This is a genomic window from Lentimonas sp. CC4, assembly GCF_902728235.1.
Lineage (GTDB): Bacteria > Verrucomicrobiota > Verrucomicrobiia > Opitutales > Coraliomargaritaceae > Lentimonas.
Map to the genome: position 1 here is coordinate 3,690,431 of NZ_CACVBO010000001.1, position 13,445 is coordinate 3,703,875.

Annotated in this window: 11 protein-coding genes; 6 read left to right on the top strand and 5 right to left on the bottom strand. The window is 48.7% G+C overall.

Features of this window, described 5'->3' with window-relative positions; all coding sequences use genetic code 11:
• Positions 1-182 precede the first annotated feature (182 nt).
• Positions 183-530, bottom strand: a complete 348-nt coding sequence (locus tag GZZ87_RS15830) for a DUF3024 domain-containing protein (RefSeq protein WP_162024546.1) — start codon at positions 528-530, stop codon at positions 183-185.
• 518 nt (positions 531-1,048) lie between these two features.
• Between GZZ87_RS15830 and GZZ87_RS15835 the strand changes: the two genes are divergently transcribed.
• From GZZ87_RS15835 to GZZ87_RS15855, 5 genes are all read left to right on the top strand, one after another.
• On the top strand, positions 1,049-1,732 hold the full coding sequence (locus GZZ87_RS15835) for a hypothetical protein (RefSeq protein ID WP_162024547.1): 684 nt from the start codon (positions 1,049-1,051) through the stop codon (positions 1,730-1,732).
• Between the two features lie 739 nt (positions 1,733-2,471).
• Positions 2,472-2,675: a hypothetical protein gene (locus GZZ87_RS15840; protein WP_162024548.1), complete on the top strand. Its 204-nt coding sequence runs from the start codon at positions 2,472-2,474 to the stop codon at positions 2,673-2,675.
• 38 nt (positions 2,676-2,713) lie between these two features.
• Positions 2,714-4,321, top strand: a complete 1,608-nt coding sequence (locus tag GZZ87_RS19790) for a DNA cytosine methyltransferase (protein WP_244648104.1) — start codon at positions 2,714-2,716, stop codon at positions 4,319-4,321.
• 350 nt (positions 4,322-4,671) lie between these two features.
• Complete coding sequence (locus tag GZZ87_RS15850; protein ID WP_162024549.1) at positions 4,672-6,222, top strand: hypothetical protein; 1,551 nt, start codon at positions 4,672-4,674, stop codon at positions 6,220-6,222.
• Positions 6,223-6,264: 42 nt separating this feature from the next.
• Complete coding sequence (locus tag GZZ87_RS15855; protein WP_162051201.1) at positions 6,265-8,619, top strand: DUF2357 domain-containing protein; 2,355 nt, start codon at positions 6,265-6,267, stop codon at positions 8,617-8,619.
• Positions 8,620-8,642: 23 nt separating this feature from the next.
• On the opposite strand, the gene GZZ87_RS15860 is transcribed toward GZZ87_RS15855, so the two are convergent.
• Complete coding sequence (locus tag GZZ87_RS15860; protein ID WP_162024551.1) at positions 8,643-8,828, bottom strand: hypothetical protein; 186 nt, start codon at positions 8,826-8,828, stop codon at positions 8,643-8,645.
• 259 nt (positions 8,829-9,087) lie between these two features.
• Here GZZ87_RS15860 and GZZ87_RS15865 point away from each other — a divergent pair, with 259 nt between their 5' ends.
• Positions 9,088-9,663 carry a hypothetical protein gene (locus GZZ87_RS15865; RefSeq protein ID WP_162024552.1) on the top strand — a complete coding sequence of 192 codons (576 nt, stop codon included), beginning with the start codon at positions 9,088-9,090 and terminating at the stop codon, positions 9,661-9,663.
• A 311-nt stretch (positions 9,664-9,974) separates the two neighbouring features.
• Here GZZ87_RS15865 and GZZ87_RS15870 read toward each other — a convergent pair whose 3' ends face one another.
• The 3 genes from GZZ87_RS15870 to GZZ87_RS15880 form a co-directional block, all read right to left on the bottom strand.
• Positions 9,975-10,133, bottom strand: coding sequence for a hypothetical protein (locus GZZ87_RS15870; protein ID WP_162024497.1), 159 nt, complete (start codon positions 10,131-10,133; stop codon positions 9,975-9,977).
• A gap of 42 nt (positions 10,134-10,175) precedes the next feature.
• Positions 10,176-11,075 (bottom strand): nuclease-related domain-containing protein, encoded by a 900-nt coding sequence (locus GZZ87_RS15875; protein ID WP_162024553.1) that lies wholly within the window; start codon positions 11,073-11,075, stop codon positions 10,176-10,178.
• Between the two features lie 483 nt (positions 11,076-11,558).
• The gene (locus tag GZZ87_RS15880) at positions 11,559-12,683 is read right to left on the bottom strand and encodes a hypothetical protein (RefSeq protein ID WP_162024554.1); all 1,125 of its coding nucleotides are present in this window, start codon (positions 12,681-12,683) and stop codon (positions 11,559-11,561) included.
• Positions 12,684-13,445: the final 762 nt, after the last annotated feature.

A 13,445-nucleotide genomic window follows, 5' to 3' on the forward strand; every position in this document is an offset into this window, starting at 1 on the left:
CGTGAGACGAAGTCTTTTACGCGATCAAGTCTCAGCTCTCAAGTCTCAGCCCTCAAGTCTCAGCCCTCAAGTCTCAGCCCTCAAGCCTCAGCCCTCAGACCTCTTACCCCTAGCCTCTTACCCCTAGCCTCTTACCCCTAGCCCTCAAGTCTCCGCCCTTCAAACTCGGCCGCAGGCCACCCTCACCCCCAGAAACAGGCGTAAGCATCCTCATCCACTAGCTTAATAAAGCCGTCAATATGCTTTACCGTAGGCTCAGGATCGTAGCTCTGCCATTTAAGGCTCGCTCGCTGCCACAGCACTTTCCAGTGATTTTTAGTCCGCACATACGTCGCCTTGGCCACCATCGGCTCAGACATCACCGAACGATCCGCATACGAGGGACGTATTTCGTGGATCACCACACTGAAGCCCTCGATCCGGTAAGCGAGGTCAACCTCAGCTCGTATAGAAGGCTCTGGACGACGGCGCTCAATAAACGCATCCATCGCCGCGCGAATCGACGCATCTTCAAATTCAGTAAAAGGCATAGGCAACAGAGAAAACGACATTCGAACCAAGCTGCGAGCAAAAGAATCCGTCACTCACCAAACAATCGCGTGCGCGCAGCGTTTTACGCGATTGTTTTCAAAGTTGGTTCCTTCACTTGCCCAAAGGGAACCCAGCTCAATCACCCTTCGCTTCGCTAAGTTTCCCTGTTTCCACGTTTCCATGTTTCCAAGTTTCCGTGTTTCCCAGTTTCCATGTTTCAGCTCTCAGCTCTCAGCTCTCAAGTCTCCCCCTCCTCAGCTCTCCCACCTCAGCTCTTCCCATTCAAAATTGGACGTTCGAAGTTCAACGTTCGATGTTCCCACCCGCCGCTTGCCTCACCCAATTAGCGTAAATTTAGCTTTGCAGGATTCAAACAAAAGCATTTCCTATGAACTGACGATGGGCAACAAATTTGGACAAAAAGAAACCCCGGCTCCTATTAATCGCAAAGGACTAAGGAAGAAGTGCCCGGGGTCTACGCTGATGAACAAATACGAACGTCCCCGTTAAATCAAGCATGGATCCAACATTTTTCAGTCAGGTAGAAACCCATCTTACCCCGGAACGCCTAGGTGCCTACCGACAGGATGACGTAGACAATGCAAGCGCACTCGCTCGCTACCTATTGAACATGGCCCTATGCGAATCACTCTACTCCCCTCTACAATTCGCCGAGATATCCTTGCGCAACGCCATGCACACAAGCTTGACTGCACGCGCAGGCACCGACACCTGGTATAACACCCTCAAGTTGCCACACTGGCAAAGCAATCAGGTGACTGATGCAAAAGACCATCTGAACCGAGCGGGCAAGCCACTCTCCTCCGGACGTGTCGTCGCAGAGCTCACCTTTGGGTTCTGGGTCGGCTTCTTCACCAAGCCACACATGACGTCTGGGCTCGCCTATAATATTGCCAAAACCGCCTTCACCCATGCCCCGAAGTCCGAGCGCAACGTCGATAGCCTTAGACCCAAATGGCAAAAGGTTCGCGATCTACGCAACCGCGTCTTTCACCACGAACGTGTGCTTCACTGGCAAGATCTTCAAACCCAGCATGACAAAATGCTACAACTGATCGGCTGGATGAACCCCGAACTCGAACAGCTCGCTCGCATGCTCGACCGATTTACAGTAGTTCGCCAAGAAGGCCTCACCCCTTGGCTAGAGAAACTGCATCACAACTGGCCAGCAAACCAGTAGCGGAGCGCTTTAGAACCCGTTTAGCTCGAAGAGCGAAGGAAAAGCTCGCGAAAGGTGACTGCTCTAGCCCGTGATGAGCCCGTCGACTAGCCCTCAGGGCAAGTAAAGGAACAATTAAGAGCCTGCTGATGAAGGTGACCTTTATTCTAACAAAAATAGCCTGTGTATTGTAATACCGCAAAAAACTCTCCTCCGAAGTTAGGAGGAGTCCCGCATCGCGGGGAGGTGGTTGTTCTATCCAAGTCTAGCAATAGCGACTGCCCACCTCAGCCCTCAAGTCCGTAGTCGCGTGAGACGAAGTCTTTTACGCGATCAAGTCTCAGCCCTCAAGTCTCAGCTCTCAAGTCTCAGCCCTCAAGTCTCAGCTCTCAAGTCACTACTCACCAGTCACTACTCACAAGTCACAACTCACTAATCCCCCCTAGTAACGCTCCAACTAGTCCCAAAGGACTAGTTTTTAATCTATACAGAAAGACAGTTAGGTCTTAAATCTGCTAGTAGATGATTCACCTCATGCAGACTCCCGTTAGAATCACCGCAAAATCGCAGCCAGTCACGATTGCAAACATAACGACATGACCCCATTTTCAGCCCCTAGTGACAAAACGGGCTGCACTCCTCAAATTCGGCATCAACGAGGACGCCCTTTATAAGATGTATGGCGTTGAATAAGAGCATTTAACACAAGAAAACACGCCACCCTTGACAATGTAACGTCACATACGTCACGTTACATCCCATGGCACAAGGAAAATCAGGCAGAATCGTCATCGATGTTGAACCCGAGTTCAAGCAGGAGCTCTACCGTGCGTTGGCGCTAAAAGACAGCACCCTCAAGGACTGGTTTATCGCGAACGCCCAGCGTCTCTGCGAAGAAACGACCCAGCCGCCGTTGGCCTTTGTAGCCGAAGAAGCGCCCGCCTACCCAGCCACCAAGAAATAGACATACCCTCCATGACGAATACCCAGCCCTCTCAACACGTGAAACACCTCAAAGTGAACGGCGTTGCCAAATTCGCATCCCCCAAAGCAGGTGCCTTGGTCATCCATCAAGACGACGCACTACGGCTCCTGCTGACACTCGAATCCGCAACGGATCACAGCGAAACAATCCAACAAGCACTCCCCACCATTATTGAGGATTGGCTGCACCATCCTAAAGAATGCCCGGAGCAGCTGAACGCATCATACGCCACGAAATGGCTGGATACCTTGCGCTATCATTGCATTGAGGCTTCGCGCAACCCAGGCTCTGCTCCCAAGAAAGCGACCAAGCATCCGAAGCCCGTCTATATTGACTTCTCGCCAGTCGTTAACGCCACTGAACCAAAGACAAAAGGCGCTCTAAAAATTCAGCACAAAACCGCGCTGAAGCTTTTACTTACCATAGAATCGACCACTGTTTTTGACGCACACATCCGCGAAGAATTACCTGCGATCATCTCTCACTGGCTACAAAACACTACTGAGCCACCGATCCTATTAGATGACACCTATGGTCAAAAGTGGATGGATATTCTGCGTTTCCATTGCCAACTGCAACGACTCAAAAAAGCGACAGCGATCATCCAAATGTCGAAGGCACCTAAATCGGTTAAAATCGATTATTCAGATATCCCCTTCCCTCCTCAAACAAATCCAAAGTTCACTTTCATTGATCTCTTTGCCGGCATAGGCGGCTTCCGAATTGCCCTAGAAGAACTGGGCGGAAAATGCGTCTTTTCTTCCGAGTGGGAGCCCAAAGCCAAGGAAACCTATTATCAAAACTATGGTGAAGTGCCATTTGGTGACATAACTCAGTTTACTAAGACGCAAGAAGCAGGTAATCTAACACCAGAACATATCCCCAACCATGACACACTCTGCGGGGGCTTTCCCTGCCAGCCGTTTTCGCAAGCAGGGAAACAGTTGGGATTCGAAGATGCCCGCGGCACACTCTTCTTTGACATACTAACGATAGCAAAGACTCAACGCCCTAAAGTCCTATTTCTAGAAAACGTCAAACGTCTCAAAGGCCACGACAAAGGGAAAACATTCACAGTCATTTGCAATGCACTGCGAGAAATTGGCTATACTGTTTATGAAAAAGTAGTGCGTGCCTATGACCAAGGCGTCCCACAGAATCGCGAACGAATTTTCATCGTCGCGTTTTCAACCCCAATCGAATTCGAGTTTCCTAAAGACAATCGCCACAGCGTTTACAAGAAGCTGGGAGATATATTCGAAAAGAAACCAGACGAGAAATATACGATTTCAGACAGGATGTGGGATGGTCACCAACGCCGAAAAGAAGGACACAAAAATAAAGGCAATGGATTTGGCTATTCCTTATTCAATGCCAAAGATGAATACGCAAATACAATATCGGCTCGCTACTGGAAGGACGGTAGTGAAATTCTTATCGAACAGAAAAACAAGAACCCAAGAGTCCTGACACCCCGCGAATGCGCACGACTCCAAGGCTACCCTGAGGATTTCCAGCCGCACCAATCAAAGAGGCATGCATATCAGCAATTCGGGAATTCTGTCGCAGTTCCAGTCATTGAAGCCATTGGCGCTCAAATCATAAAAGGCTTGGCAAGTAAATAGCGCGCACTATAGCTAACAACTAAAAGCTAATGAACAAAACAGAACTTCCCCTACCTCAGGTTATAATTAATCAGATAAAAGATAAGGCACGTTCAATAGACGACTTAATTGCAAACAATGGGAACCTGCCAAAACGAATCAAAGAGCAATTCGGAAAAGCATGGGGCAAACACTATGAAGTTAAAGAAGAACTAATTTTACTATCAAGTTCGAAGCCTGACAGTGAAAAGACGAAAAAGCCCACCCCTATAGATGACGCGTTATTATTAGGATGCGCAATATCAGTCCCACTTTATGATTTATATGATCTCTATATGAACGAGGTTGATTGGTTGATAGAGCGAGGAGTAATGACCGCAAAAGAAAAGGAGCTATTAGGTGAGGAGGAGATTAAAGATAAAGATAGATTTGCTGAAAAAATAACCGCACTACAAGACTTGCGTATAAAAATCAGCGACGAACTAGAAAAACCGAACCACCTTTCGAGTGATTCATCCAAAAGACTGCGCTCATTTCTAACTGAGAAAAAACCTAATCGAATTGATCTATATGGGAAATATAAAGGCTTAAGTCGAACAGATGCATTTCAGCCAGCTGCTGCTGTTGCACTTGGATTAAGAATTGATCACCACGGAATAATTAATGACATAATTAAGACACTTCAACAGAATCGGAAAGTCACCGAAAGCATCATAGAATTCTATTCTGGAAAAAAACGCATTTGTTCTTTCAAGCTCTCAGAAGCTGAAGACGTAATAAGCTCAAATACCAAACTTCTATTCAGTAGATTCGCACTCTCGACTCTAACGAAGCCATTCACCATCCTCACCGGTGCCTCCGGCACAGGAAAAACCAAGCTCGCGACAGCATTAGCCACATATCTAAGCAACTCAGACGGATCGAATTCCGCGACCATCGCAGTTGGTGCCGACTGGACCGATAACCGCAGTGTGCTGGGATTTGTGAATCATTTGCGACCGCTCGAAGGCAAACCAAGCTATCAATCCACTCCAATCCTCGACTTAATCCTACGGTCCAAAGAACATCCAGAGTCCCCTCATTTCCTGATTCTAGACGAGATGAATCTCTCACACGTCGAGCGCTATTTCTCAGATTTCCTCTCTACGATGGAACAAACGGACGGCTCTCTGGAATTACACAAAGAAGGCGAAGATAAGTTACTACGATTCGAAGGCGATGAGCTCAGGGTGCCGCATCGCATCGAGTATCCCCATAACCTCTTCGTAATCGGCACCGTCAATATTGACGAGACCACCTACATGTTCAGCCCGAAGGTTCTGGATCGTGCCAACGTGATTGAATTTACCGTCTCCGAACCCGAAATTGAAAAATTCCTAAGAGAACCTAAGCAATATCAAGAAGTTGAACCCGCCGAACCAGGCGTGGCCGAAGGCTTCCTGCAAATCGCGAGACAAGCCCAAAAAGGAGAGATCGAAGCCCTCAAAGGAGACTACTCTGATAAAATTGCAGATCATCTGCTCAACCTTTTCAAGATCCTCAAAGATGGTCGCTTCGAGTTCGCCTACCGCACAGCCAAGGAAGTGAATACTTACCTGCGTGTATGCCGCCACTTGGCAGATGATTCGGACGCATGGGACGCAGGCACATGGAAACAAGACCTAGATAATCAGATTCTGCAAAAGCTCTTGCCGAAGCTCCATGGCAGCATGGGCCGCATCGGCGGACTACTCGCAGCACTGGCAGCCTATTGCCACAAGGGTGCGATTGAAGCTGAGACAGCTCAAGCGCAGACCAAGATCCAGTTGGACGCAGCACTTCAGTTTAACCATACCGACGCAGCCTTCCCGAAATCACTGCAGAAACTCCAAGCAATGATTCAAACACTGCGCGACGAGCAATTCGTCAGTTTCATTCAATAGCGTAGCGTTATGGAGCATGGCTACGAACGTCTCAGCATCCCCTTGACGAAAATTGACGGGACACCTCTCGGTTGGTGGGTGATTGAAGCCAGTAGTCCCAATGTGTCTCTGGATCACACTGAGTGCACTTACATGCCGACAGAGCTTCCATCCACATGGAAAGCCAAGCGTTGGGCAAATGAAACAGAACCACCGATCCGTGTGGTTCATCGCGCTGATCAAGTTTGTATACAGCTCAAGGAGACATGGGGCTACGAATGGTGCATCGAATGCGATGCATTGCCGACCGATACCGTAATTCAGAGTTCGCTGGAATCACAGAATTGGAAGGTCCGTCAAAACCGAAGCGGTGAGTTCAAAGTCGTGAACCATCTGGGCATGGCAGCGTTCGCCATCACCAGTCATGAATTTCGCCCGCTCACGCTGAGCTTTGAAATCATTTCCCGTAAATTTGATTTCGAAACCGAGTATCGGCAGATGACCGAGGAGATTGCCGAGTTCTGTCAGCAACTCCTGTTGAGCTGGGAAGCGCCCACCAGCCTAAGCTTCAGTGCGGATTCAACCAACGAGTCCAAACTCTTACTCGAGCAATTTCTATTTCTGCGACACTTCATGAACGAAGAGCGGTTGAGTCGCTTACTCGAAGCGATCGACCGCAACCCGCACTCAAAACTAATCAAGGAAAGCAACTGGGTGCCAACTGGCACCGCTCGTTCAAATGACTACCTTTCAGATCCAGTGCGTATGCTACGTGGCTGGCAGGGAGCATCAGACAATCGCAGACCCGCAGAAGTCTGTGATGTCCGCAAAAAGGACACCTATGACACCGCCCCGAATCAATTCATCAAATTTGCACTGACCACCTTTCGCCAACTGTGCGCGGATGTTAGCGCAGTGAAGTGGAAGGAGCCATGCAAAGTCTCCTCAGTTGGAATCGAAGCCCATGAGATGATGGACGCATTGGACGCCCTACTCGCTCGGCGATTCTTCAATGAAGTCAGCAGAATGCAGCGCTTGCCACTCGATAATCAGACATTACAAAAACGCGAAGGTTACCGCGAGGTGCTACAGGCATGGTTGCTCACACAGGCAGCAGCGACTTTGAATTGGGAGGGCGAGCAGGAATGCTACAGCGGCAGCACACGTGATGTCGCCACCCTCTACGAATATTGGATCTTCATCAAACTGCATGAATTGCTCAAATCGATTGATGGGATGTCAGAAGCCGAAAGCGAAGTTGAATTGGATGACTTCATTTCTGAAAACAACGGTCAGCTGACCATTAACCTGAAGAGCGGCAAGCAATCACGCAGTCGCTTCGAATGGAACGACCCACACACAGCACTCAAAGTGGATCTACACTACGAGCGCACCTTCAGCTACAACGAAGGTGCGACACAGAGCGGCTCCTACTCACGGCGCTTTCGTCCTGACTACACATTAAGTATCTTCCCAGCGAACTACACCTCTGAAAAAGCAGCTGAGGAAGATGGTAAAGTCGCACACCTGCATTTTGACGCCAAGTATCGGGCGGAGGATATCACCAAGGTCTTTGGCCAAACAGAGATCAGTGAGAAGGAAATCAGCGAAGAAAAACGGGATAGTAAAGCAGAGCGCACCTACAAGCGCGGCGACCTACTGAAGATGCACACCTACAACGATGCCCTGCGGCATACGATCGGCTCCTACGTGCTCTACCCAGGCACCAACGACAAGGAGGCCGAGCAGCTAAGTAAGTTTCATGAGATTGCCCCAGGTGTCGGCGCTATGGTCATGAAGCCCGGAAACGATGCCTGCATTGAAACACTCAAAGACTTCATACTCGACGTCTTTGAACATCAGTCAGACAGCTTTAGCCAGTATCGCTATCTGTCAGATACGAGTTACCAGACATACCAAGATAAACCGGAAAGAGTCGAAGAAGATGGCAACGCATACAACATCGCCCGAAAGGAAGCGCCCTGTGTGTTCCTCTACATGCATAAGAATCGAATCGGCACGTTTAAAGAGCACGGATTCGCTTACTGCCGAGTCGACTCCGCTAATACCTCAAAAACATTGAATCTAAACCTCAGCATGGAGGTCGGCTCAGAATTCATCCCTTACGGAGGAAGCTTATCAGGAAAAAAGCAGACATTAGGTTGGCGTGCTAAAGTCAGAACCGTTCGATTCATGGAAAATAGCCAATTACACGAATATATTCGAACGAAGCACCCTACCTCTGGAATAACACCAGGAAAGTCTGCTCATTACTTAGTATTTGAATTCGATGAATCCACTGCATTCAAAAAAATTGATCTAACGAAACTTCACAGAGCACAAGATGCTGCGACTCCTTATATGGCGATCACCTGCAGTTGGCAGGATGTCTTAACCAGCGCTGAGCCAATCGACTAAACCTCAAGCAACTGAGACGATGCTCAGCCCTTGCGATTCAGATAATCCAAAGCTTTTCCAATACGCTGCAGCTCTTCCTCAGACAGCGTCGACTTACCGCGTTTGACATCATTCAGACGCTTGTCCTTCAGGCCGGATTGTTTCTCCAGCCAGCGACAATTCAGTGCCTCCAATCTCGGGGCGAGCCAGTTCCAAGTTACCTTTTGCATCACAATAAGCGATCACCCTGAACATATTAGTTCGGATTCGTTCTCGCGGTCTGAACGGACCCTTCCAAAGCGTCGGTGTGATGTCAACTCTGTCGCTGCCCTCGTCCCCTGCCACAACGACATAATAGGAACGGTCACCTTCGTTCCACTCGTCAAGAATTTGAATCACCGTGCCTGGAGGATACTTGTCTTTCATGCTTGCTAGTTTCCGAATATATTCGGAATATAGCAAGCGTATTAATCGACAAAAAGCGACGCTATGAAACACTTCATTCCAGACTCCAAAGAACACGCGCAAAGCGTCTTAACGACTTACATCACACTCAGTCCCCTTCCCCTGTTTTCACCGTTGGAGCCTTTGCTCAAAGTGTGGCAGTGCATCGCATATCTACATCCGCGTCTTCACCCCGATGAGGTTGATACCCCCTACGGTGGTTGGCCCAACAGCTTCCTTCCTTATGCAAATGAGATCTGGAACCGTCATCAACAGGGAGAGCTTAATGACGAAGCGTTGTATGCCGCTGACGCCCAATGGGCGGGACTCTGCGATCAACTCGATCACCCGACACCCGAACAATCAGAGCGACGGCAGCAACTGCGAGTATCGATGGCAGACGAAACACTCAATGCGCACATACTCGACCAGATAGACACAAGAGAAGCCATGGGGCGTATCTCCGTATTCTTCGCCTACCGTGACAATACCGGCCCTTATGAGCGATGGTGCGGCGAATGGTTTGATAATTGGGAAGAAGCCGAAGCCTATCGATTGCGTTGGGCATGGGGCTTGTATGAACACAGCATCGAGCCGCGATGCCCCATTGCGGATGAGTAGGTCATTTCCTCTCAGAAATAAGCGTAGTATTAGCGTCAATAAGCCATCCTGCAACCTTCGCAGTCCAGCTCCTCTGTGCTCTCCGTGTCCTCAAGCGAAGCGGGTGGTAAAAAAACAGTGCCCGAATCTGAGTGAGCCGAGTGTCTGTATCACCGCAATCGACGTTCGTCCCCGTTAGCGGTGTCGCGGTCTTCGCAAGCAAAGCCCCTACAATTAAAACAATCCGCGTTCATCTGCGTAATCCGCGGTTTTAAAATCTGTGAAAACTCACATCTCCACCACTTCAAGCCCGGCGATGCTGTAGTCGCTGATCAGATCATCCAGCAATTCTTAGTGATGTCCGAGCTCCCAGCTAGAATCTGAGAGAAGATCTCCAGACGGTCATCATTGGTTAGAAGGTTCAATCGATCATCGTCTCGAAAGAAATCCATAAAGTCCTGACGTGTGATCTCAGTGGTGTCACTTTTCATAGTCCTCAAAGACCGGAGATGCCATGAACCGGCAAGGCTTAACTAAATGTCCACATCCAGGCACATTTCTCGCACAGCGATGACTGCGGATCGGAACGCATCTGCATCAATGCTGCGTTTACTTGCGAGAATAGTCTTCACCAAAGTCTTGTGACTCCGGACCAATACCTTTCCATATCCAGTTTGAGTCACATACCAACCAGGGATCGTCAGAATCCCTGTTACCGGAATACGCTTATTGGTCTTACTCCACAAAAATTCCTCTAAGTGTTTCGAATTGGCTTCGGTTTGGCCAAGACCGTGACGATCTCGATAGCTAGGATAGATGAGCTCATCCCCATTATATTCGACCTTGTGGCTCTCCTGCTTAGTTCTGACTTTCTTATGCTTCCGACGCATTTTGGTCTCTATGACAAAGACACCATTAGGCCCGATCACGATATGATCAATATTTGCCGCGGCCTTTCGTCCTTCAATCGGGAAGTCATGGTAAATCCGATACCCTTTACCAAACAGAGGGTTCAGGCACTGCGCAACAAGCTCCTCACCGCTCAACCCTAGCGAACAATCCAACCAATGGTTCAGACGTTTATAAGTCAGGACGAGCCCGATCACCCAACCTGCAAGTAACACAATGAGGCATAACACCAAAACTGTGATAGCGCTGACGGGGCTACAATGGCTCAACTGCTCCTTAAAAAGGACAATAGGACTAAGCGCGATTAGCACTGGCAGAAAAAAACCAGACAACGGAAAAAACATGAGGGTCTCATCAAGCGACTCCATACGCTTCCTCAAAGAATATCCTGCTGGCCGAAGCATCTTCTCACCGACTGGAGAGGTAATACCAAGTTGCTTACGCTTCCGATAAATTGCGTAACAGCACAAAGCCATGAAAACCGCAACACCACTGATAAATAACACAGAATGTCCTAATTGCATACAAAGGTGATCCAAGTGAATTCTAGTTCAATGGGAAGCCTGAACTATATAACGTTGCGGTTAGTCATGCCATCACTCCGACACCAGACAGAAGGTCATATATCAAAGCCTGCAGACCCACTTCCGATTCAAAGAAGGCGACATGATCACATTGCCAAAAAGTCACCTTCCCGAAACCGAACACCTAGAAGTGCATCGCTTTAAAGGTGCGTTTTAAAGCGGTAGAGCCGCGAGTGATGGTTGGTGGTGAGAGTGAAAGTGTTTTGCCCTACAAATGAAGCAGCGTGCGTAGCACGCGGGAACCGTCCAATCCCTAATAAGCGTAATATTAGCGTCAATAAGCCTGCCGCGTTCTACGCTGCGGTTAAAAAATCTGATCTATAATACAGCGCCTAAATTTCCATAAGCGATTGAACCTTTCGTGCATTCGAGCGCGTTGGGAGTGTCGCGGGCTTCCCAAGGAAAGCCCCTACAATTTTAGCACTAAGCCTTCGGCACAAATGGAATCAATGTCGTCAGTTGATTGATACGCATAGAATGCTGCGTCGTATCATCAGGTATGAACCATTGAGCGCCATCCCGTTGAACGAGTCTTCCATGGCTAAATGCACCCCAGTTCGCGATGGTGATCTTACCACTGGTGTCACCACGAATTACAAGCACTGCATGATTCCCCATTAACTTACCTGTCTTCAAACTTTTCGGGCGAACTGACAGTATCCCGACGCGATAATTTGTGCTCAAATCAAGAAAGTCAGCCAGCGCAAGCGGAGCTCGTTTAATCTCAAAGTGTAGGCGTGCCCCACTCCGACTATGTGACTGAATCAATTCATCCATCACAACCACCTGCTCCAACGCATTCGTCCCGCCATGGGCATTTCTCGACTCACGCTGAATGTTCAACAACTTGCGGTCAATCTCACGGAACTTCAGCTGCTTATAGCGATTGTAATTAGAATGCTGAATCGACTCCTTCAGTAGTCCGAATTTCGTATACCAGATATACAGATTTAACAGTGCGGTAGGCCCGCATCCGCTTTCCGACTGTGGATACTCGCTCTGATTCTCTGATATAAAATACCGTCGATTATCACCGCGCTGCACGACCTCCGTGCCGTTCATCCCCTTCCGAAGAAAGGTATAACGCTTAGCATTCGGGTCCCAGGATTTCTCAGCAACATAAAAGGGGAACTGCCCTGCTGCCTGCTGAAACTTAGTGCCTTGATAAGTCGCGGACGAAGCATGTGAGACCTTCTGTGATCTATGCGTCTGAGGACGACTACGAAACTCCTCGAACGAAATCAGCCGCTGAGTTTGAGCTGTAGGGGTAGAATAATACTGATCATGATTGATCGCCGCGACACGAAGCGACGAAGTATCGACTGGTTCAGATGTCTGATCCACAAAATTACGAACTGCTTCGGAATTCACCACAAACGAAACTCCGCCGACCTTAACAAACGCCACACACAACAGCACCGCTACAGTTATACAGAGCGATATGATCTCCTTACGATAGCCCTGAGCATTATAGCAGGCCGGGCATGTGTCTGCATCCTTCTCCATTTCAACGTTACAAAATCGGCATTTTTTAGATGAGTTTTTCATTCAATTAAATTTCAAAATGTTAATTAGCGATCAAATCAACAAAAGCCACATATAAAATACAACTCGGGTTGATTCATTAGTTATAGGCGACGCTTTCGTAGCTCCCCAAAATAAGCGTAATATTAGCGTCAATAAAGCCTGCCACGTGCGCAGAGCGTTCTACGTGGCGGTTAAAAATACAGACCCCAACTCCCCGAAGCGATTGAATGTTTCGTGCCTTCGAGAGCGTTGGTGTTGTCGCGGTCTTCCCAAGGAAAGCCCCTACTATAAAAAATCAACGCGATTACTTTATCGCCCCCATCCAACAGGACTCAAACATTACGGCTGCGTTATAGCGCAGCGACTTCTCCTTTTTGTGCCTCTTTGTGGCTATCACATCCCCTTGTGGCCCTTCGAACGGCGTTGGGCGAGACGCCCGACCTCCCCAAAATCCGCGTTCATCCGCATCCATTCGCGTCCATTCGCGGTTTAAAAAATTCAGAGCAAAAGTTTGGAACACGTCAGAGCGGTCAAGCGCAATTATGCCTGCCGAAATTTCGAAGGGGTCATGTCGTTATGTTTGCATTTCGCTTATTTAATAAGCGAAAGAAACCGACAAAACAGAGGCCGAAGACGAAATAACTGGCAAGGGAATACGGCGGAGCCGTAAGTCGTGACGAGTGGACTTCGAAGGGCGAGTGATTGCTGATCAGTCGCAGTGGGGACTACAGTGCGTCGGTGTTTTTGAGCGATTGAACGTTTTGTGCCTTCGAGCGCTTAGGG